The sequence below is a fragment of the Streptomyces sp. NPDC058678 genome, assembly GCF_042714835.1.
In the GTDB taxonomy this organism is placed as follows: domain Bacteria; phylum Actinomycetota; class Actinomycetes; order Streptomycetales; family Streptomycetaceae; genus Streptomyces.
In genome coordinates this window covers 26,665-48,102 of the sequence record NZ_JBHXSG010000041.1, presented here as the reverse complement: position 1 = coordinate 48,102, position 21,438 = coordinate 26,665, and the positions used below count along the sequence as shown (strand labels likewise).

17 protein-coding genes and 1 pseudogene are annotated in these 21,438 nt (G+C 70.9%); 8 read left to right on the top strand and 10 right to left on the bottom strand.

Annotation, left to right across the window (positions count from 1 at the left end):
* Window positions 1–57: 57 nt before the first annotated feature.
* Both ACFWWR_RS31215 and ACFWWR_RS31210 read right to left on the bottom strand, forming a co-directional pair.
* Window positions 58–999 carry an anti-sigma factor RsbA family regulatory protein gene (locus ACFWWR_RS31215; protein WP_384306715.1) on the bottom strand — a complete coding sequence of 314 codons (942 nt, stop codon included), beginning with the start codon at window positions 997–999 and terminating at the stop codon, window positions 58–60.
* Window positions 996–1,349 (bottom strand): STAS domain-containing protein, encoded by a 354-nt coding sequence (locus tag ACFWWR_RS31210; RefSeq protein WP_383868606.1) that lies wholly within the window; start codon window positions 1,347–1,349, stop codon window positions 996–998. Before ACFWWR_RS31210 ends, ACFWWR_RS31215 begins: the two co-directional genes overlap by 4 nt.
* A gap of 187 nt (window positions 1,350–1,536) precedes the next feature.
* On the opposite strand from ACFWWR_RS31210, the gene ACFWWR_RS31205 reads away from it, so the two are divergent.
* Both ACFWWR_RS31205 and ACFWWR_RS31200 read left to right on the top strand, forming a co-directional pair.
* Window positions 1,537–2,226: an ANTAR domain-containing protein gene (locus ACFWWR_RS31205; protein WP_383868604.1), complete on the top strand. Its 690-nt coding sequence runs from the start codon at window positions 1,537–1,539 to the stop codon at window positions 2,224–2,226.
* A 96-nt stretch (window positions 2,227–2,322) separates the two neighbouring features.
* Complete coding sequence (locus ACFWWR_RS31200) at window positions 2,323–3,195, top strand: LLM class flavin-dependent oxidoreductase (RefSeq protein WP_384306713.1); 873 nt, start codon at window positions 2,323–2,325, stop codon at window positions 3,193–3,195.
* Window positions 3,196–3,249: 54 nt separating this feature from the next.
* On the opposite strand, the gene ACFWWR_RS31195 is transcribed toward ACFWWR_RS31200, so the two are convergent.
* The 3 genes from ACFWWR_RS31195 to ACFWWR_RS31185 are packed head-to-tail and all read right to left on the bottom strand — an operon-like array spanning window position 3,250 to window position 5,585.
* A complete protein-coding gene (locus ACFWWR_RS31195) occupies window positions 3,250–4,371 on the bottom strand; it encodes a DUF2235 domain-containing protein (RefSeq protein ID WP_384306710.1) in 1,122 nt (373 codons plus the stop codon).
* Between the two features lie 12 nt (window positions 4,372–4,383).
* Entirely contained in the window at window positions 4,384–5,247 is an 864-nt protein-coding gene (locus ACFWWR_RS31190) for a DUF6424 family protein (protein WP_383868598.1), read from the bottom strand.
* Window positions 5,226–5,585, bottom strand: coding sequence for a hypothetical protein (locus ACFWWR_RS31185; RefSeq protein WP_383868596.1), 360 nt, complete (start codon window positions 5,583–5,585; stop codon window positions 5,226–5,228). Before ACFWWR_RS31185 ends, ACFWWR_RS31190 begins: the two co-directional genes overlap by 22 nt.
* 174 nt (window positions 5,586–5,759) lie before the next feature.
* Here ACFWWR_RS31185 and ACFWWR_RS31180 point away from each other — a divergent pair, with 174 nt between their 5' ends.
* A complete protein-coding gene (locus ACFWWR_RS31180; protein WP_383868594.1) occupies window positions 5,760–7,550 on the top strand; it encodes a protein kinase in 1,791 nt (596 codons plus the stop codon).
* A 110-nt stretch (window positions 7,551–7,660) separates the two neighbouring features.
* On the opposite strand, the gene ACFWWR_RS31175 is transcribed toward ACFWWR_RS31180, so the two are convergent.
* On the bottom strand, window positions 7,661–8,740 hold the full coding sequence (locus ACFWWR_RS31175; RefSeq protein ID WP_383868592.1) for a LacI family DNA-binding transcriptional regulator: 1,080 nt from the start codon (window positions 8,738–8,740) through the stop codon (window positions 7,661–7,663).
* Between the two features lie 547 nt (window positions 8,741–9,287).
* Here ACFWWR_RS31175 and ACFWWR_RS31170 point away from each other — a divergent pair.
* A complete protein-coding gene (locus ACFWWR_RS31170) occupies window positions 9,288–11,384 on the top strand; it encodes an RICIN domain-containing protein (protein ID WP_383868590.1) in 2,097 nt (698 codons plus the stop codon).
* A 209-nt stretch (window positions 11,385–11,593) separates the two neighbouring features.
* Entirely contained in the window at window positions 11,594–12,916 is a 1,323-nt protein-coding gene (locus tag ACFWWR_RS31165) for an MFS transporter (protein WP_384306707.1), read from the top strand.
* Window positions 12,917–13,202: 286 nt separating this feature from the next.
* Here the strand turns inward: ACFWWR_RS31165 and ACFWWR_RS31160 are convergent, their stop codons facing one another.
* From ACFWWR_RS31160 to ACFWWR_RS31150, 3 genes and pseudogenes are all read right to left on the bottom strand, one after another.
* The gene (locus ACFWWR_RS31160) at window positions 13,203–14,621 is read right to left on the bottom strand and encodes a DUF2252 domain-containing protein (RefSeq protein WP_383868586.1); all 1,419 of its coding nucleotides are present in this window, start codon (window positions 14,619–14,621) and stop codon (window positions 13,203–13,205) included.
* Window positions 14,622–14,794: 173 nt separating this feature from the next.
* A pseudogene (locus ACFWWR_RS31155) lies at window positions 14,795–15,136 on the bottom strand (dehydrogenase); the annotation flags it as partial.
* A 526-nt stretch (window positions 15,137–15,662) separates the two neighbouring features.
* Entirely contained in the window at window positions 15,663–17,036 is a 1,374-nt protein-coding gene (locus tag ACFWWR_RS31150) for a hypothetical protein (RefSeq protein ID WP_384306704.1), read from the bottom strand.
* Window positions 17,037–17,189: 153 nt separating this feature from the next.
* Between ACFWWR_RS31150 and ACFWWR_RS31145 the strand changes: the two genes are divergently transcribed.
* Window positions 17,190–17,645 carry a DUF6325 family protein gene (locus ACFWWR_RS31145; protein WP_383868582.1) on the top strand — a complete coding sequence of 152 codons (456 nt, stop codon included), beginning with the start codon at window positions 17,190–17,192 and terminating at the stop codon, window positions 17,643–17,645.
* A 694-nt stretch (window positions 17,646–18,339) separates the two neighbouring features.
* Here ACFWWR_RS31145 and ACFWWR_RS31140 read toward each other — a convergent pair.
* A complete protein-coding gene (locus tag ACFWWR_RS31140) occupies window positions 18,340–18,774 on the bottom strand; it encodes a hypothetical protein (protein WP_383868580.1) in 435 nt (144 codons plus the stop codon).
* 267 nt (window positions 18,775–19,041) lie between these two features.
* On the opposite strand from ACFWWR_RS31140, the gene ACFWWR_RS31135 reads away from it, so the two are divergent.
* Together ACFWWR_RS31135 and ACFWWR_RS31130 are read left to right on the top strand one after the other, a co-directional pair.
* Complete coding sequence (locus ACFWWR_RS31135) at window positions 19,042–19,326, top strand: SHOCT domain-containing protein (protein WP_384306702.1); 285 nt, start codon at window positions 19,042–19,044, stop codon at window positions 19,324–19,326.
* A gap of 436 nt (window positions 19,327–19,762) precedes the next feature.
* Complete coding sequence (locus ACFWWR_RS31130; protein WP_384306699.1) at window positions 19,763–21,388, top strand: MFS transporter; 1,626 nt, start codon at window positions 19,763–19,765, stop codon at window positions 21,386–21,388.
* Window positions 21,389–21,438 lie beyond the last annotated feature (50 nt).

The following is a 21,438-nucleotide window of genomic DNA, read 5'->3' as shown; positions in this document are numbered from 1 at the left end:
GCAGCGGTACGACGGTGACGCGGCGGTCGGATACGACGGTGGCGCGGCGGTCGCCGGTCAGCGAACGAACCAGCACCGCACCCGCGTGCCCTCCACACCCGTGTGCACCCGCACCAGGTCGGCGACCAGGTTGACCATGAGCAGCCCCCGGCCGCCCCGCTGGTCGCGGCCGGCCGGCCTGCGCCCCGCCAGGGGATCCGTGAGGCGCCCCTTGTCGTGGACCTCGCAGATGACGTACTGGTCGTCGGCCCACACCCGGAGCGTGCCCGAACCGCCGCCGTGGACCACGCTGTTGGTGGTCAGCTCGGCGGTGACGAGCGCCAGGTCCTGCAGGCGGACCCCGGTCAGACCGAGCCGGGCGGCCAGGTCGGTGGCGACGTGCCGGGCCTGGGAGAGCGTGTCCGTGTCGTAGGCGAAGGACGGCACGCCGGCGACGGACGGCAGTGGCTCGTTGTAGCGCGCCACGACGTCCTCGGGGTCGTACGCCCCGCTGGCCTGCTCCGAGCCCGCGCCCGCGTGGATGACGGTCGGGTGGGTGGCGTACGCGTCGGCGATGACCTTCGGGTCGAGGCGCCGGACGTCGTAGGGACACAGGATGCTGACCGTGCGGCCCTGGAAGGCCGCGTTGATGAGCGCCTCGTGCTGGACGCAGGCGGGGTACTCGGTCTCCGACCGGCCCGCCCAGATCGGCTCGCCGATGATCCGCACCCGTCGGCCGGGCGGCTGGGCGTCGGCGAAGGCGCGCAGCACGCCGGGGATGATCCGGCCGGGGTTGCGCCCGGCCTCCCGCATGTCCAGGAGCTTCACCGCGTCGGCGTCGGCGCCGAGGCCGTCCCGGATCAGCCGGAGGTTCTCGCCGGGCACGGCGACCGCCACGGGGTCGCCGGCGGCGAGGCCTTGGCGCACGAAGGACACCGTGCCCGCGACGTACTCCTGCTCGTCGCCGTAGAAGAGGGCGGGGTGGACGAAGGGTTCGGAGAGTTCGGCCGCGGCACTCATGACATCGACACCTCGATCGCCGAAAGGTCGGGCCAGAACATCTCCAGCACGCGTCGCAGCGTGTGCGGCGGCTGATCCAGCACTATCCGCCGGCCCTCGCCCAGTTGCTGGGCGGCGGCGGCGAGCGCACCGGCTCCGGCCACGTCGACGAAGGTCACGGACGACAACTCCAGGTAGTAGACATCCTCGTCCTCACGGACGGCCTGTTCCAGCACGCTCCGCCACGCCTCGTGCGTGGCCAGGCCGACCTCCCCAGCCACGCGCAGCCCGCTGCGCTCGGCCAGGGGGGACACCGTCAGTTCCGGGACCGCGGCCGCAGTTCCGGAAGGTGTCAGGTATCGGATGCCCACACCATCTCCCCACTCTCCCGGACGAAAGCGCCCATACCCCGGACCACGCCTGCCATTCCTGGAGACGGTGTGTAGTACGCCGTACGGCGGGCAGGTGCTCAGTCAGCGCCGCCGGACCCACCGTACCGGCCCGGCGGACGGGGGCACGCAACGTCATGAAACTGTCGGTGACCAACAAGGCGGGGAGATGACCTCAGCGGCACACACACCTCTCGCGGGGCGGCTCAAGGCCCTGGTGATCGAGAGCCACGTGGACGCGGGCCGGGCGGTGCTCGTTCCGCGTGGGGAACTCATCCACGGATCCGCGGACATCCTGGCGAAGACCCTGGCCGAACTACCCAAAGGCATAAGCCGGTTGGAGCTGGACATGACCGGGGTGCTCTTCATGGACACGGCGGGACTGGAGTTCCTGGAGACCCTCGGCGACTACGGCCGCCTGCACGGAACAGCGGTCGTGACCGTGAACTGGGACGGCCAGCCGCGCCGGATCCTGGAACTGGTCGGCCTGGACACCACGGACCCACTGCACGCCTCGGACGGCGAATCCGCCCCCGAGCCCCAACACCCCGACGCCCACTCGGCGGTGGCCCTGGAACGCGCGGAACGGCTGAAGCAGCTCCAGGAGGAGGTCGACCAGCTTCGCCAGGCGATCGTCTCCCGGCCGGTGATCGACCAGGCGCGCGGCATCCTGATGGCCACCCACGCCTGCACCTCCGACGAGGCCTGGACCATCCTCCGGGAGGCCTCCCAGCTCTCCAACACCAAGCTCCGCACGGTCGCCGAGGCGGTCACCGCCAGCACCGGCACCGACGGCCCGCCGCCCCCGAAGGACGTACGCGCGGCCCTGCGCACGGCCGTGGCACGGCACGGACGGTAGTGGTTTCGGCCAACTACGGCTCTTCGCCGTGCCCACGCCCCCGGGACCGTCGTGCGGCCTTGATCCCCTCTTCGGCCGGAGCATAGGTTCCGACACATGACGAACCTTCGGATCGGCGTGATGTACGACCGCGACTGGGCCCCGGAGGACCTGCCCGGGTTCGCACGGCAGGCCGAGGCGCTCGGTGTGGACGACCTGTGGGTGGTCGAGGACCTCGGCTGGAACGGCGGGGTGTCGGCGGCGGCCGTGGCGCTGGGCGCGACGGAGCGCCTCCGGGTGGGGATCGGCATCACACCGGCTCCACTGCGCAGCCCGGCGTTGCTGGCGATGGAACTGGCCACGCTGGCCCGGGTGTTCCCGGGACGGCTCGTGGCCGGGATCGGCCACGGGGTGCGGGAGTGGATGGTGTCGGTCGGCGTGGCACCGCGTTCACCGCTGGCCCTGCTGGAGGAGACGATCACCGCCGTACGCGCCCTGCTGCGCGGGGAACCGGTCCGGCTGGAGGGCCGGGAGGTGCGGCTCGACGGCGTCCAGTTGGTGCACCCGCCCGCCGAACCGCCGCCGGTGGTCGCGGGCGTGGTCCGCCCCCGCTCGCTGGAGCTGTCCGGCCGGGTCGCGGACGGCACGCTGATCGCCGAGGGCCACGGCCCGCGGGACCTGGAGAACACCCGGGTGCTGACCACCAAGGGCGGGGCCGGGCCCGGCCACACCCTGACGGTGCTGTCCTTCTGCTGCGTGGGCGAGGATCCCGACCAGGTGGCACAGACCCTGCACCCGCACACCCAGGGCCACGGCACCTGGCTCGGCCGCCCGCAGGAAGAGGTGTTCACCGTCTCCGGCAAGCCCGCGCAGGCCGCCGAGCAACTCCACGAGCTGCGGACGGCCGGGGCGGACACCGTCGTGCTGCGCATCATGGGCCCCGAGCCGCTCCAGCAGCTGGAAGCCGTACTGAAGGCCCTCGGGCGCTGAGGGCTCTCGGGCGCTGAGGGCGCTGAGGGCTCGCTGCATGCCCCCCCACGGCAGCTACGGCAGCTCCGGCGCCGGTTCCGTCCAGTCCGGGTCCGCCCAGCGCCCGAGGTCGTCCGGGTCGGGAAGACCGCGACGGTACTCCGGATCCTGCTGTTGCCGCAGGCGGACGCTCGCGTGGAACACCGCGTCCTCGGGCACGCCACGCAGCCGCCTGCCCACGAGGAACCAGAGCGGGCCGTTGCGGTGGACGGGGGCGTCGGCGAACTCCTTGCTCAGCGCCGTCGCCTCGGCGTACGCGTCGCGCCGGAAGTCCAGGTCGTGGCGGACACCGTCGACGACCCACTTGAGGGTGATGGTGGAGAGCAGGGGCTCGCCCTTCGCGTGGTCGAAGGTGCCGCCGACATCGGAGTGCACCCCGGCGAACCAGACCTCCTCCAGCGTGTCCCGGATCAGCTGCGGCCGGCGCTTGACGAGGTACTCGCGGTAGGGGCGGCGTCTCTCGTCGAGGGACACGGCGTGCCGGATGCGGGCGGCGTTGGGCAGGGAGCGGGTGTAGGGCCACTGCAGATCGCCCAGGCGGAGGATGCCGGCCGCTTTCACGGTGTCCCACAGCCCCAGGTAGGCGATCGGCACGGCGTAGCGCGAGACCTGCTTCGGGTCGTTGCGCTTGACGGTCTCCCACAACGGGTCCGTGGTGGTGTGCCGGCAGAAGGCGTGCGAGAAGCGCGCGACCTCCTGCTGACTTCGGTCGATGTCCTGGTTGAAGGCGTACTTCGCCACGGCGTAGGGGACGAGGTTCTCCGCCCCGGGCCGCATCAGGCCCGGCTTGTTGAGCATCCCGACGAGCGCGCGGGCCGTGTAGGCGCCGCGGCTGAATCCGAAGACGTACACGGAGTCGCCCGGCTCCCAGTGCCGCATCAGGTACGTGTAGGCCTCGGCGAGGTTGGTTCTGAGCCCGGTCCCGAAGGCGAGGCCGCCGAGCCGGGAGAGCCGGTGGCCGAGGGGGCCGCGCGCGGTGGCCGACGACATGGTGCCGACGCCGGGGTCGTAGTAGAGGAGTTGGTCCGAGGGGGTGTCGGCCCTCAGCATCTCGTACAGCTTGACCACGTTGGTGGGGTTGCGGGCGCCGACCTGGTTGCCCGTTCCGTCGAGGCAGATGACGATCTTGCGCGGCATGATCGCTCCTCGCTAACCGACGGGCGGGGTGGACGCGCTGCTCGCCCCGCGAGGTATCTGCTGCTCGAACGCCGCCAGAGCCACGGGACTGTCCGGCGGTGCCACCGCCATCATGCGGCGCCGCTGCGCCTCCGCCAGGGCGTCCCCGGCCGGCGTGCCGTGCCGGGCGTGGACGATGCGCACGTGCCCGTCACCGGAACCCCGGCGGTCCACCGGCGCGACGCCGGCGTGGGTTCCGTCGGGCAGGGTGACCCACAGCTGGAAGTCGTCGAACTTGAAGAAGTCCGCGGACTTGGTCGGCCAGGGGTAGTGGTGTTCGCCGGCCGCCTTGGGCAGGACCCCGGAGTGGTGGGGGTTGCTCATCGGCACGCACGCGTTGAAGAGTCCGTCGGTCCAGGCCTCTACGCCGTCGGCATCGGTGACGGGGGTGCCCAGGAGGTGACGGGCGCGCTTGTAGCCGAGGGATTCCAGGGCCGGAAGCGTGAAGGGGAAGGCGGCCACGAGGTCGGCGGCCTCCTGCCGGAGCCGCTCGACCTTCGCGGGGTCGGCGCAGAACTGCATGCTCCACTCGATGCCGACCCGGGCCCGGTACATCCGCCAGCCGCTCCCCGTCATGACCCAGAGGCTGCCGCCGTGGTGCATCTCCCAGGGGCCCGGGCCGTACGGCGGCTCGACCGAGTCGGCGCTCAGCTCCTTGAGGATCTTCTTGGCCACCGTCTTGGCGGCGCGGAAGTGACTGGACTCGGAGCGCTTGGGATGCTTGACGATGCGTATCTCCCAGGGGCGGGTCTCCCCATGGGTGTGGTCCACTTCGAGGTCGGCACCAGCCCCCGGACCTGCGATCCCCGGCGTTGTCACGGAACCGGCGTCTGCCATGGCCGGCCTCCTTCCGTCGGCGGCCCCGCACGCTGTGCCGCGCCCGAGCGCCGCTGTCTCCATCGTGCAGCGGCCACCAGGCACCGTCGACTTGTGGCCGGACGGGGACGTCGGGCCACGAGCCCGAGGACTTCGCTCAGGCCGCGGTCCCCGATGCGCTGCTCGGCCGGGAAGACGTAGGCGCGCAGACCGCAGGCGGTCGCGCCACCGTCCCGGACCGGGGTGTCCCCGACCATGAGGGTGGCCGGTGGATCGGCGCCGAGGTCCGCGCACGCCTTGGGAGACAGGTAAGGGCCGGGCCGGGACAGCTCCGCCAGGGCGCCGTCTTCCGCCGGCACGGCGAGACGACCGGCGGCGGCCCCGATCCGGCGCAGCCAACCTGTCGTTCGTCTGACTCACCGTGTGGCCCGCGTGACGGAAGTGATCGAAGTCCTGAACCCACGCCGAGGCTGGGTTAGCCTCGTCTCCTCGTTGGCGAACTGGCGTACGGCGCACATCATTTCGGGGGTTCCGTGTCAGAAGATCGGCCGTTACCACCGCACCCGGCGACGAGCGAGGCCTCCGCACTGCGGCAGACCGGTGCCGCTCCGCTGAGCCCCGGCGACCCCGGCCAGGTCGGCCCCTATGTGCCGCTGGCACTGCTCGGCAGCGGCGGCATGGGCCGGGTCTATCTGGCCCGCCCCGTCGACGACAGCCCCGGCCTGGTCGCCGTGAAGGTGATCAGGCCGGAGTACGCGGAAGACGCCAGGTTCCGGCGCCGGTTCGAGCGTGAGGCGCTCGTGCACGCCCGGCTCCGCACCCCGCACACGCCGAGACTGTGCGGCACGGGTTTCCGGGACGAGCTGCTGTGGATGGCCACCGAGTACCTCCCGGGGCTCGACCTGGCGGAGGCCGTACGGGAGGACGGCGCCCTGGAGACGGCCACGGTCTGGCGGCTGACGGCCCAGCTGGGGCAGGCCCTCGCCGACCTCGCCGCCGCGGGCATCGTGCACCGGGACCTGAAACCGTCCAACGTCCTGCTGACCGTCCGGGGCGCGCATGTGATCGACTTCGGCATCTCGAAAGCCGTGGACGCGAGCGCGATCACCGGCACGGGCAACCGGGTGGGCACTCCGGCCTACATGTCGCCGGAACACCTGAGAACCGGCCTGTCGGACACGGCGTCGGACGTGTTCTCGCTGGCCGGGACGCTGATCTACGCGGCGGCCGGGCGCGCTCCGTTCGGTGACGGCACGGGTGTCGACGTGATGCACCGGGTGGCGTTCGAGGAGCCGGACCCGAAGCTGCTCGGCGAGATCCGGACGGCGGACGCGGCGCTGGGCTCGCTGCTGTCCGCCTGCCTGGCCAAGGAGCCCGAGCGGCGGCCCACTCCCCAGGACCTCATCGACGCGGCCGCGGCACACGCCGGGACCGGCTGGGCCGAGCCGCTGGGTGACAGGGTGCAGGCCCGGCAGCGGGCGTACGAAGCGTTGCAGCGCCTCCCGGCCGAACGGAGGGCTCGGGTACGGCCCCCGGGCGAGCGGCAGCAGCCGGTGCCGCCCACCCCGCCCGCCCGGGAGAGCAGGCCCGCTCCCCCGGGCTTCGGGCCTGCGGCGGAGACGGCGGTTCCTGCCGCCGTCACCGCCGTCACCCCGCCGGAGCGGTCACGCCCGACGGGGGCCCGCACCTGGGCAGGGCGAAAGCGGGTGCCGGCCGTCGCCGCGGCCGTCACCCTCTGCGTGGTGGCCGCGGGGGTCTTCGTGCTCACCCGCCAGGACAGCCCCGCCACCGCTCACGGGCCGGGAGCCGGTGTGACGGCCTCCGCCGGCTCCGTGCCCGGTGATGCCGCCGCCTCGCCGAGGCCCGGCGCCTCGGAAGGGGCGTCTGCCGAGGGCGCGCCGGGCAGGACCGCCGGCAGCGCCGCCGACACCGAAGAGGAGGCCTCGTCCCCGGTGGTCACCGGCTCCGCCGACGACGGCCCGACGAACGATCCTGCTCCTCCTGCGACCGAGCCCAGCGCCCCCGCCGACACCACGCCGCCCCCGAGCCCCGACCCCTCCGAACCCGCCACCCCGCCCTGGATCTCCGACTGCACCCACTACTCCGGCAGCGGACGCACGAGCCAGGGGGACAGCGGCAAGCGCGTGCTGCAGGTGCAGTGCATGCTGACGAAACGCGGATACGGCGTGGGCGGAAGCGGCGTGGACGGCGAGTTCGGCTCCGAGACGGACGCCGCGGTGCGGAGCTTCCAGAGCGACTCGGCGCTGGACGTCGACGGCATCGTGGGCCACGACACCTGGGCCGCGCTGCGCAGCACCGAGTGAGTGGCCGGACCGTCGGTCCGGGCCCTCAGCCCCGAAGCAGCTCGAGCCCTCCGCCTGCCGGCAGGAAGATTCTGACGGCATGGACGGCATGAGGAATCAGCGGCGCCGGTTCAACCCTTCGACCGGTCCCGCCGCGACGGGGCCGGACCACTGCTCTCCCGCACGATCAGCTCCGGCTCGGCCCACAGGGGCAGGGCCGGGGCGGTATCGGGCTCGAGGAGCCGGTGGAGCAGGCCGAAGCAGCCTCGGCCGAGACCTTCGAAGTCGAGGCGGACGGTGGTCAGGGCGGGGTGCGCGTAGGCGGAATGGGGGGCGTCGTCGAAGCCCACCACGCTCAGGTCGCCCGGCACGTCACGGCCCGCCTCCCGGGCCGCGCGGAGTACGCCGAGCGCCAGATCGTCGTTGCCGCAGAGCACGGCTGTGACCGACGGGTCGGCCAGCAGCGAGCGGGCGACGAGGTAGCCGGAGCGAGGGCTCCAGCCGGCGTCGAGCGGTTCCGGGAGGGGCTTGTCGGCCGCCCGCAGGGCGTCGCGCCAGCCCTCGGTGCGCTGGCCGATGCGGGTGGTGGAGGACGGGATCGCCAGGTAGTGCACGGTCTCGTGGCCGAGGCCGAGGAGATAACGGGTGGCCTGAGCGGCGGCCGCCCGGTCGTCCAGCCAGAGCTGGGGCCGGTCGCCGGGGCGGCCGTCCTCGGGCCGTTCCACCGCCGCCGCTGCCGGGAACCCGGCGGGCAGTGCCTGCCATGCCCGTACGCCCGCCGCGTCGAAGGCGATCACCAGCACCGCCTCCCCCGGCCGGCTGACCCGGGCCGCGACGTCCGCGGGCTGCTGGGACGAGCCGGCGTCGAGCACGCTGATCCCGACCGCGAAGTCGGCCGCCCTCGCGGCCTCCTCGATGCCCTTCAGGGTCGCCGAGGCGCCGTACAAGGAGGTGTCCGAGGTCAGCACGGTCACCGAGCGCACCGCACCGCCGGCCAGCGCCCGGGCCATCCGGTTGGGCGTGTAGCCCAGCTCGGCGATGACGTCCAGGACCCGGGCCCGGGTCGACGCCTTGACCTTGGGGTGGCCGTTGACGACCCGGGAGACGGTCTGGTGGGACACGCCCGCCTCCTTGGCGACGTCCCGGATGCTGACGGTCTTCGGAGCCTGCGGTCCCCCGCCGGAGCGGGGGGCGGGGGTCGCTTCCTGCATGGTGGGGACGGCTCCTCGTCGGCGGGACACGAAGTCACCATTCGGAGTCGGGATCGACGGCCACACCGTACCCGCAGCCGTGATGCTCCTCTTCGACAACTCCGGCCGAGCCGCGTGACCAGCCCCAGGCCACCGCCGGCGTGCTCCGGACGCTTCCGACCGCCCTCGCCTGACGGGACGCCAAAAGAAAGTTTCACGCGGGGTATTGCGAGGGCCAAATGTTAGCGTTCACACTACCTCTGCGTCACTGGGCCTCAACGTCCGACACCGGAAGCGTGCAGGGACCCACGCACCGGGACGGACTCGTAGCTGACCTGGCCAAAAGCCGCACTGCACCCTCCCTTCCCCCACCGTCTGTCGCCGAGTTCTGCGGCCAGGAAAATGTGAGCGGTAACATTTCTGCCGCAGTGGCCCCGACTCAGCAACCGCTATGCCCTGCTCTGTCCAGCCGTATGACGGAGCCGGAACGCCTCGCCCGTACCCCCGCCCTGTCGCCCATACATCTCGTATCTGCTGTCGTTCGTTCGCTGACGAAAGGGTTGATTTCATGCCATCAGGGAGAACCGCCGTGCCCCCCTGGATAAGATCCCTCGCCGTCCAGGCGTTGGTCCTCGGCCTGGCTCTCGCGGGGCTTGTGGCCATGGGCGGTGCCCGGACACCGTCGGCCGACCTCGGCCGGACCGAGCCGGTCGCGGTGACCACCAACCAGGTCGCGGTTCCGCCGGCACCGATGGGCTGGGCCTCCTGGAACAGCTTCGCCAGCAGCATCGACTACAACACCATCAAGGCCCAGGCCGACGCACTTGTCTCGTCCGGAATGGCCGCCGCCGGATACAAGTACGTCAACATCGACGATGGCTGGTGGCAGGGCGCCCGCGACGCCAACGGCAAGATCGTCACCGACGAGAGCCTGTTCCCCGGCGGCATGAAGGCCATGGCCGACTACATCCACAGCAAGGGCCTGAAGGCGGGAATCTACACCGACGCGGGCAAGCAAGGCTGCGGCTACTACTACCCCACCACCAGGCCCGCGGCACCCAACACCGGCAGTGAGGGCCACTACCAGCAGGACATGCGGACCTTCCAGGAGTGGGGCTACGACTTCGTCAAGATCGACTGGTGCGGTGGCAACGCCGAGGGCCTCGACCCGGAGACCACGTACAAGGCGATCAGCGCCGCCAACGACGCCGCGGCGGCGATCACCGGCCGCAAGCTGGTCCTGTCGTTCTGCGAGTGGGGCACCGGCAACCCCTGGAACTGGGGCGCGGGGACGGCTCCGATGTGGCGCACCAGCACCGACATCATCTTCTGGGGCAACAGCCCCTCCACGGCCAACATGCTGGCCAACTTCGACAAGGCGCTGCACCCGTCGTCCCAGCACACCGGGTACTACAACGACCCCGACATGCTGATGGTCGGCATGAACGGCTTCAGTGCCGCCCAGAACCGCACACACATGGGCCTGTGGGCGATCTCCGGCGCCCCGCTGCTGGCCGGCAACAACCTCACCGCCATGAGCTCCACCACCGCTTCGATCCTCACGAACTCCGAGGTCATCGCCATCGACCAGGACGCCCGCGGCCTCCAGGGCGTCAAGGTCGCCGAGGACACCAAGGGCCTGCAGGTCTACAGCAAGGTCCTGTCCGGCACCGGCAAGCGGGCCGTGCTGCTGCTCAACCGGACCTCCTCCGCCGCGTCCATCACCGCCCGCTGGGCCGACCTGGGCCTGACCACGGCCTCCGCCTCCGTGCGCAACGTATGGACGGCGACGAACGCGGGCAGCTCCGCGACGAGCTACACCGCCGGCGTCCCGGCCGGCGAAGCGGTGCTGCTCACCGTCACCGGCACCGAGGCCTCCGGCACCACCTACGAGGCGGAGTCCTCCTCCAACACCCTCGCGGGTACCGCCGCCACCGGCACCTGCGCGAACTGCTCGGGCGGCTCGCTGGTCGGCTGGATCGGCAACGGCTCGGCCAACACCCTGACGTTCGACAACGTCAGCGCCTCGACGTCCGGCGTGAAGCTCGCCACCATCGCCTACGTCAACGGCGACAGCACGGCCCGTACGGCGACGCTCCAGGTCGACGGCCAGCAGCCCACCGTGGTCTCGTTCCCGCCGACCGGCTCCTGGACCACTTCCGGCACCGTCTCCGTGCTGGTCGGTATGGCCAAGGGCTCCAACACCATGAAGTTCTCCAACAGCGGCGGCTGGGCGCCCAACCTCGACGCCGTCCTGCTCCAGGGCATCGCGGGCACCAACGGCAACGAGATCGTCGGGGCCGGCTCCAACCGCTGCCTCGACATCGCCAAGAACTCGATCACCAACGCCACCCAGCTCGCCCTCTGGGACTGCGTCGGCGGACACAACCAGACCTTCACGTCCACGTCGCGCGGCGAGCTCGTGGCCTACGGCAACAAGTGCCTCGACGCCGACAACAACGGCACCGCCAACGGCACGAAGGTCATCATCTGGGACTGCACCGGCGGCACCAACCAGAAGTGGACCGTCAACTCCGACGGCACCATCACCAACAACCAGTCCGGGCTCTGCCTCGACGCCGACAACAACGGCACGGCCAACGGAACCAAGATCGACCTGTGGACGTGCAACGGAGGAACCAACCAGCGGTGGACGCTCAACTGACGGACTGACGCCGCCGTTCGTTCCCGATCGTCGGACGGACCGGGTTCTTCGGGTCCGTCCGACGATTCACGTGCGCGCCATCGCGTGGGCATGAGTGCCGCTGCCCTGCTTAGGCGGCGGCCGAGCGGGGTATCCGGCCCTCCCTTGCCGAGCGCCGGTTCGAGTGCGGATACTCGGCAGGCGATCGGACGGATCGCCTTCCGAAAACCATGTCCCGAACCCAGCGGAGCTCCCCCTTGGAAGACCGCGCCGTACGCCGACGCCGTCAAGCTTTGTTCCTCTTGTTCTTCCTTCCAGGTATCGCCATGTCGTCCTGGGTCACGCGCACCCCGGATGTCCGTGATCAACTGGCCTTGTCCATCGGGCAGATGGGGCTGGTCCTGTTCGGTCTGTCCGTCGGTTCCATGATCGGCATCCTGTGTTCCGGCCGTTTCGTATCCCGGTTCGGCACCCGGCCGGTCATCGTGCTCGGCACTTCCCTGATCATCGCGGGCACGGTCGTCATCGGTGTGGGCAGCGCCGTGCCGTCGGCACCCCTGGTCACCGCGGGACTGTGCCTGTTCGGCGCGGGCATGGGCGGGGGCGAAGTGGCGATCAACGTGGACGGCGCCGACGTGGAGCGCATCACCGGGACCGCGGTGCTGCCCACGCTGCACGGCTGCTTCAGCCTGGGCACGGTCATCGGGGGTTCGGCGGGAATGGCGGCGACCGCCACCGCAGTACCCGCCCACTGGCATCTGGCCGTGGTCGCCCTGGTCGCCACGGGGATGCTGGTCCACGCCCTGCGTGCCATTCCGGCGGGGATCGGCATCAGCGCCGCGCCGTCGACGCCGGGGGCCGGGCCGGGGCCGGGGCCGGGGCCGGGGCCGGTTCCGGTTCCGGGGCAACGATCCAAGCCGCAGGTGTGGAAGGACCGGAAGCTGCTGCTGATCGGCGCCATCGTGCTGGCCATGGCGCTGGCCGAGGGCGCCGCCAACGACTGGCTGCCGCTGCTCATGGTCGACGGCCACGGCCTTGACGCCGCGATGGGCTCACTCGTCTTCGTGGGATTCGCGGCGGCGATGACCCTGGGGCGCTTCAGCGGCAGGTTCTTCCTCAGCCGTTTCGGGCGGGCCGCTGTCGTGCGCGCGAGTGCCGTCTCCGGTGCGGTCGGACTCCTCCTGGTCATCTTCTCCGACAACGCTGTCGTAGCGGCGACGGCCGTACTCTTCTGGGGACTTGGGGCATCCCTCGGCTTCCCGGTCGCCCTGTCGGCGGCAGGCGACTCGGGCCCCGACCAGACCGCCCGCGTCTCGCTGGTCGCCATCATCGGCTACGTCGCCTTCCTCGTGGGACCGCCCGCCCTCGGGTTCCTGGGCGACCACTACGGGCTGCGCTCGGCCATGCTGGTGGTGCTGGTGTTCGTCGCCTCCGCCATCCTCATCGCTCCCGCCGCCGACACCCGTGACCGCACCGCCGCCGCGGCGGACGTGGCCCAGCGCACGCAACCGAGCACAAATCCCGCAGGACAGCACCAAGGGGACCGCTCATGAACCCGCGGGAGGCGTCCGGCACGTGCGGCGTCTTCCTCGCCCGCGACGTCTCCCAGGCGACGTGACCACGACTGCACGAGGCCGGCGTCACGGCGGCGCGACTCGCCCGCCTCAACTCCCGATCGGCGCCTCGGACCTCGGCGCCCACACCTCCGAGGAAACTGCCATCTCCATCACCGCGTAGAACATCGCCCACCGCCACCATTGCTCCGGCCTGCCCCTGTCATGGCGTCGAGGGTGTTGAGCCGGCCGGGGCTGCGGGGGGACAGGAAGCCGACGCGGGCCTTCAGGCTGCTTCGGCCGTCACCCGCCCGGTACCGACGGCCTCGACGAGTGCCTGGTGGTCCTTCTCGTTCTGGTCGGCGTAGCGCTCGGCGAACGTCACCAAGGCCCGGTCGAAGGAGTCGCCGCTGCCCAGATAGGCGGCGATGGCGATCCGGTCACCCGACCGCGCGTGCGCACGGGCCAGCGTGGCACCGCACAGCTCACCGAAGGTCCGCATGCTGGCCGGCACCATCGACTCGGGTTCCGCGATGCCCTTCCAGTCCCGCAACTGCCGTACGTAGAAATCCCGTCGGCGGCCGTCGATGCCGTCGACCCGTTCCCAGCCGAGGAAGATGTCGCTGGTGGCCTGCATGAGCCGCTGGCCGCAGACCACACGCTCGCCCTGCGTCCTGAAGCCGGCGGAGCCGGCGAAGGGCGCCAGCACCGACTGGTCCGCCTCCTTGGCCTGGAGGAGCAGCGGATCCGTGTCGTCCCTGCCCAGCAGGAGCACGATCCAGCAGCGGGTGCCGACGCTGCCGACCCCGACCACCTTGCGGGCCATGTCGGCCACCCGGTACTGCTCCAGCAGGAAGCGCCGGTCCCATTGCAGGGTCTGACCGTAGTGTTCGATCAGCCGGTGGATCTCCTTCTCCAGGGCGCCGCGTTCGACGTCCGGAAGCAGGTCCTGGATCGGCGTGATCAGGGGCGGATCCGCGGCGATGCGGACCTTCCCGTCCACTACCTGGGTGAGTTTGTCGAAGGCCTGGAGGCTGTCCCGGGTACGTGCCTTCGACACGGCCCCCGACCAGCGGTCGCGGGCCCGCTTGCTCAGCTCCGGGGCGAACTGCTCCCGCACCCACGCCTCGTCGAACTGGGCGTACCACACCGGGAGATTGCCCATCCCGGCGAAGCGCCGCATCCACTCGCGGTAGGAGCGCACCGTCGCCCGTACGATGCCGGCCCGCTCCTTGGTGCTGAAGCCGTTCGCCCGGCCGGCGATGACGAAGCTCGCGGACAGGCGCTTGACGTCCCACTCCCACGGGCCGGGCAGCGTCTCGTCGAAGTCGTTGATGTCGAACATCATGCGGCGTTCGGGCGAGGCCAGCAGCCGGAAGTTCAGCAGGTGCGCGTCCCCGCACAACTGTGTCCTGATCCCGGACGAGGGGGTGCCGGCGAGATCCGCGGCCATGATGGCGGCGGCCCCCCGGTAGAAGCGGAAGGGTGACTCGGTCATCCTGCCGTAGCGGATCGGTACGAGTTCGGGGACCCGCGTCGCGGACTGTGCCTCGATGACGTCCACCGGGTCGGGCCGCTTCGGCGTGGGGGCGAACTCGGCGTGGCCGGAGCGGGGTACGGACGACCGGGCGGCCTTCCCGAGTGCGGCTCGCTCCCGCGGGGTGCGGTTCCTGGTGTCGCCGCCGGTCAGGTGGTGGGAGGTCATTGCGGCCGCTCCACGGTGTGGTCGCCGACGCGCAGGGCGTCGGCGACGGCGGGCAGGGACGTACTGACCGCTCCGGTGCTCGGGGAGAAAGAGTCACGACCGAAGCGGACCGTGCCCGCCCGATGTGCGGTGGCGCCGATGGGCATGCCCTTGTGCAGGTGGATGCCCATCGGCGGCCAGGCGGGGGACACGCTGTCGTGGTGGCGGAGGTCACCGAAGTCCTCGGGGCGCGTGCGGAGGAGTGCGGCGCCAAAGAACTTGGTGTTGCCGCCCACGCAGTAATCGACCTCGGGCGGGAACTGGTTTCCGTCTTTGTCGTCCCAGAACTCCGGGGCGCGGTATTTCCCCTTGACGAGGACCGCGGTCGATTCCCCGTTGCCGCGTTCGCGGGGAAAGTGGTCACCGCGTTCGAGAAGGAGGATCCGTTTCCCGGTGGGTGCCGGCCGGTGGGCGATGGTCCCACCGCACGCACCGGTTCCGATGATGATGACGTCGTAGTGCTGCGCCTCGGTCATGCCGGCCACCGTCCTCGGAACTGCTCCGGTCCTGCCGGTCGAAAAAGGGCGTCCAGCCCGACACCAAGGTATCCCCGGGGCATGACTCCGGCGAGTTGGGCTGTTCGGGTGAGCCGAGGTGCCGGGACACGGTGGGTTCCCGCGCGATGACCGCACGGGTGGTGATGCCGACGGCCACCACGACGCAGGGGCCGGTCAGCCACGACAGCCGGGTGAAGACCGCCTCAGCGCCGCAGATCGCCGCCCGCCGTGCCACCACCTGGCTCAGCTCGCTGGGCGACCGCATCCCCACCCTGCGGCAGGTACCGGGGCCTCGCAGGCCGAGTTGCCGGGCTCAGGGACCCCCGTGTTCCGGCGGCGGCCGACATCGGGGTCTCGACGGCGTTCGCCGGCTGGGACGAGGCGTGGGGTTCGCTGCTCCAACCGCTGCTCAACATCGTCGTACCGATCGGGGTCGGCACCGGCATACTCGAGTGCCGGCGGGCGATCCGGCGCCGGGTGGGCGCGCGCCGGCACGAGCGCGCGGTCAGGCGCCAGGCGTAGCAGCGGACGGCGTGTCAGGAGTGTCACTGTCCAGGAACTCGCGGATCGCGAGGGCGATCAGCACGATCACCAGCGTCCACACCACGACCGCCACGGTCGGGTAGTTCCATGTGAACAGGACGATCGCGGCGACCACCAGGATCACACCGCCGATCCAGTCCTTGTAGCGGTGGACGAACCGGCCGACCGCCCCCAGCGGGAGCCCCGCCGACACGGAGGCGTCCCGGAGGGCGCCGATGGCCTTGCGGCAGCCCGTACGGGTGAGGACGGCGACCCGGGACGGGCCCACGAGGAAGCCACCGACGGCCGTCACCAGAGCCACCGCACCGAGCACCCGTACGCCGGCGCGCAGGAACTTGATCAGCGCGTCGTACACCGCACCGGCGGCGGCCTCCGATGCCCCGGCGGGCAGATGGTCCAGGTAGACGGATCGTAGGACGCTGAGCGTGATGCCGAGCAGCAGCATCGCGGCGAACACCCCGAGGGCGGCCCCGATCAGGGCCCGGCGGCGGTGCACGGCCAGGTAGACGCCCGCGGCGCCGACCAGTACGGCGATGAGGGGGAGCCAACTGCCGACGATCTCCAGTACCCGCAGATACCACTTGATCTTGCCGATGTCCTTCGACGCGAACACCACGAACTCGGTGTGGACGGCCGGGATACCCGCGGCCGGCTTGAAGCCGGCGCTGACCAGCCGGTCCTTGACCTGGGCCACGATCGGTCCCACGTCGATGGTGACCTGACCGTTCTCGACGGACACCACTGCGTCGGACTCGCCCGTGAGGGCCTCGTCGAGCGCGTTGTGGGCCCTGCGGTTCGCGGTGACCCAGACGGTGTCGAAGGCACTGCTGGCGACCACCCGCTCCACGGTGTGGCTGACCAGGCTCGTCAGGCCGCTGGTGATCGGCCCCTTCAGATCGCCGAGCAGCTTGGCCGCCTTGGGCGGGGCCCCCTGCCGCGCCGCCGCCCGCTCCAGCTCCTTGACCAGTCCCTCCACGTCGACCCGCGCCAGGACCGCTGAGGTGACCCGGTTGGTGATCGCCTTCTGTACGTCCGGATTACTCGCCAGCGGCCCGACGGTGGCGACGTAGCGGTCCGTGTCCCGCACGATGCTGTTCGCCCAGACCGCGACGACGGCGAGCAGCGACAGCAGCGAGGCGAGGAGGAGCAGCAGGACCGACCCCGTCGACCGGAACCAGTGGTGCCGTGTCCCCGGCGACCGCCCGGTGCTCTCCAGGGCCCTCACCCTGTGCCGCAGCTCGGCCAGCTCGTCGCGGTCCCGCGCCGAGGCCTGTTGGTCGCCGGACGGGCCGGCGGAGGGCTCGTCCGGCCCCGGCGGAGGTGAGCTGCTCGTCATGGTCACAGGAGACCCGCGCTGATCGGGCCCCGCGACCTGGACGGGCCCGACGGGTTGATACCGCACTGAAGTGCGGCGCCTTCCGTCCGGTGATGCAATGGCATACGGAAGTAGGGGGAATTCTCCATGTCATGACCACCCAGGGGTGAAGCCATGAGCGATGAATCCGCTGAAATGATGGGTCCGATCGACTATGTGGTCGTTGAATTTCCCGGCAACCGAATGACGGGCGAGGGCTTTCCCCTCCTTGTCGACCTGGTGGATCGCGGCCTCATTCGGATCCTCGATCTGCTGTTCGTCCGGAAGGACGAGGACGGATCCGTGGTCGGCCTGGAAATCGCCGACCTCACCGGCGACGGCGCTCTGGACCTGGCCGTCTTCGAGGGCGTCTCCTCCGGCCTGCTGGGCCAGGACGACATCGAGGAGGCGGCTGCCGCCCTGGAACCCGGCACCTCCGCCGGGATCCTGATCTACGAGAACCTGTGGGCCGCGCCCTTCGCCACCGCCCTGCGACGCGGCGGCGGGCAGCTGGTCGCCTCCGGGCGGATCCCGGTGCCGGACGTCCTGGCCGCACTGGATGCCACCGATCCGGGTCAGCCGTCGACGTAGTGACTCCGCCACCGCGGGCCACGGGGCCGGGTCCGCTCGGGTGTCCTCAGCGGTGCGGGAGGCCTAGCGGTGACGGAAGGCCAAGTACTCCTGGGCCACGGCCTGCCTGATCGTCGTACTGGCCGCGGGCTGCCAGGTGGTGGCGAGCCGGCTGCGCATCCCCGCGCTGATCCTGCTGCTGCCCGTCGGATTCACCGCGGGCGCACTGACCGACGACGTCCACCCCGGGCGGCTCCTGGGCAGCACCTTCTCCCCGCTGGTCCCGCTGGCGGTCGCGGTGCTTTCTCTACGACGCCGGACTCGGCCTCGACCTGAAGATGTTCATCGCCCACAACCGGCGGGTTCGCGGTGCGGCTGATCTGGCTCGGCACGCTGCTCACCGTCGCCTCGGTGGCGCTGTCTGTGGCGCTGGTGGCCGCACCGCTCCTCGGGATGTCACAGGGCGCGGCCGTGATGCCGGGAGCGATCCTGGTGGTGTCCAGGCAGACGGTCGTCGGCCCGCTGCTCACCTTCGTCCGCCCCGGGGAGCGACGGCGGCCCGCACCCGGGAGGAGATCCACCGGAAGGCCGGCTGTGGCGTCCATGGGTCCTGCGGGCCCGGCGGCGCGTCCCGTGCCACCGCCCGGGGTGGGTGCTGTCCCGCTCCGTTCGGCGCGTTTCCCGCCCGCCGGGTTGGACGGCACGGCGCAGACGACTAATCGGTGCGAGCCTCCCGGCCCTTTCCGACACACAGCGCCCAGATGACGAAGGCATCCACGGCGATCAGCACGATGGCCCAGACGGGCTGGTACGGGAGCCACATGAAGTTGGCGATCATCGCCAGGCCGGCCAGGGCGATTCCGACCACCCGCGCCCACACCGCCCCACGGAACACGGCGGCGCCCGCGAGGACCACCAGAACACCGAGGACGAGGTGGATCCATCCCCAACTCGTCAGGTTGAAGTTGTAGACGTAGTCGCGGGTGGCGACGAAGACGTCGTCCTTGGCAATGGCGGCAATTCCTTGGAATATCGCCATCAACCCGCCGAAGATCATCATGACCCCGGCAAAACCGGTCCAGCCGGCCACCCACGCCCCTTCGCTGCCGCTCGTGGCTCCGTGCCGGTGGTGCATTCCCGTCGTGGTCATTTCGGGCTCCTCCCGCGTAGACCTCGCCACTTGATGTGGCCGCGCGGCCACATGGCCCACATATCAGCTTGCCATGAGAATCACAGCCCGGCAGAACACCGATATGCACGCCGGGCAGCGCCGAGGCCGAGATGCGGGGAAGTTCGTACGGTGATCCAATGGGAGGGTCCGGTGTGCCGGTAATTGCGCGTCGGCCGGGGATTTGTTTGTCTCCCGCGCTTGGCTCGCACCTTTGTCCCGCATGCCTCCTTCGAGAAGGGAATCGCCGTGCCAGGTCTCCTCCGCGGGGTCGCCCGCACAGCCGTCGTGGCCGGTACAGCGACCGCCGTGTCGAACCGTGTGTCCCGCCGCCAGCAGGGGCGATGGGCCCAACAGGACTACCAGGACGCCGCGCTGCAGCCGGCGGCACCCGCCGGGCCCCCTGCCGCGCAGCCGCCCGTCGACATGAGCAGCAAGATCGACCAGCTGAAGCAACTCGGGGAACTCAAGGCTCAGGGTGTCCTCACGGAGGCCGAGTTCGAGGAGCAGAAGAGCAGGCTGCTCAGTTCCTGAGCGATGCCGAATTAACCAGGGCTGGCCGAGCCCGTCGTGCTGCGGCGCCTCTCCCGGCGCTGCGACAAGGGTGGCTCGCACGGCCTTCGATGCGCTCCCCCTGCCGGAGGTGACACGGAGCACGATCCCGACCGACAGCTCACTGTCCGGCACGCTGCGGCAGCCCGCCGCCGAGGACCACACGAGGCGACTCCCGGTCCGAGGTCCGAGGACTGGACCTCAGGCCACGACGGCGTCCCTTTACGGGGACGGAGCCTCGGTGGCCGTTTCGTCGCGGGCCGAAGCCTGTACGACCAGACCACGGACCGGTGATGGACTCCGACGACCGGTCACCATGCCCGATACGCGACCCGGTCCCCGCTGAGGGGCCCGCCAACCGGTTGACCTCCTTGGCGTGGCGCGGATCGCCCTCCGGGGCTGCTGAGACGATGCGCGCATGACACCCGGGGCAGGCACTGCAGGCACTGCCGGCACTGCGGCAACGGCACGCATCGTCCTGCTGACACTCGCGGCCGGCCAGTTCCTGATGGCGCTCGACAGCTCGGTCATGAACGTGTCGATCGCGACGGTCGCCGACGACGTGGGCACGACCGTGACGGGGATCCAGGGCGCCATCACGGCCTACACCCTCGTGATGGCGATGTTCATGATTCCCGGCGGCAAGGCCGGGGCGCTGATCGGCCGCAAACGCGTTTTCATGATCGGTTGCGGTATCTACGGCTGCGGCTCCCTGGTAACGGCGCTCGCACCGAATCTGCCCGTGCTGCTGATCGGCTGGGCGTTCCTGGAGGGGATCGGAGCGGCGCTCATCCTGCCCGCGATCGTGACGCTCGTGGCAAGCAACTTCCCCGTGGAACGCCGGCCCGCCGCCTACGGACTCGTCGCGGCCGCGGGGGCCGTGGCGATCGCGGTCGGGCCGCTCATCGGCGGTGTCGCGACCACGTACTTCTCCTGGCGGTGGGTCTTCGCGGGTGAGGTGCTGATGGTGCTCGGCATCCTGGCGCTCGCACGCCGCATCACGGACGCGCCGATCGGCGAACGCCCGCGCATCGATCTCGTCGGCGTCGTGCTCTCCGCGAGCGGGCTCGGCATCTTCGTCTACGGCGTTCTCCGCTCGGACGAATGGGGCTGGTTCCGGCCGAAGCCCGAGGCGCCTTCGTGGCTCGGAGTTTCGCTGGTCGTGTGGCTGATGCTGGCCGGCCTCCTTCTGATCTGGCTCCTTCTCCGCTGGGAGGCCCGCTTGGTGGAGCGGCGGAGGGAGCCGCTCATCGACCCGGCCATGTTGCAGAACAAGCAACTCACCGGCGGGCTGACGATGTTCTTCTTCCAGTACCTCGTACAGATGGGCGTGTTCTTCGTCGTACCGCTCTACCTGTCGGTGGCCCTGGGCCTGTCCGCGCTCGCGACCGGTGCCCGCATCCTGCCGCTGTCGGTCACCCTTCTGGCGGCCGCGATCCTGATCCCCCGCTTCTTTCCGGACGTCTCTCCACGGCGGGTGGTACGGCTCGGGATCCTCGCGTTGCTCGCGGGCGCGGTGGTCCTGATGGCCGCGCTCGACGCAGACGCCGGTGCGGAAATCGTCGCCATCCCGCTCCTGCTGATCGGGCTTGGGATGGGCGCGCTGGCGTCCCAGCTCGGGGCGGTCACCGTATCCGCGGTGCCGGAGGCTCAGAGCGCGGAGGTCGGCGGCGTCCAGAACGCCGTCACCAATCTCGGCGCCTCGATCGGTACGGCACTCGCCGGATCGATCATGATCGCCACGCTGACGACTTCGTTCCTGACCAGCGTGGAGCAGAATCCGGCGGTCCCGGCCGACGTCAAGAACCGGGCGGGCGTGGAACTCCAGAGCGGCGCGCCGTTCCTGTCGGACGCCCAGCTCAAGACCGCCCTCGACGAAGCGGGCACGAGCACGGAGGTGACTCGGGCGGCGCTCGACTCGAACGCCGCGGCCAGGATCGACGGTCTGCGCGCAGCACTCGCCATCCTCGCCTTCACCGCCCTCCTCGCGATGTTCTTCACCCACCGGATCCCGAAGGCCCAGCCCGGTTCGACGGGGCCATAGCCGCCGGACTGCTGAAACCACAGCCGCACCCCGTTGCTGCAGGAGATGTC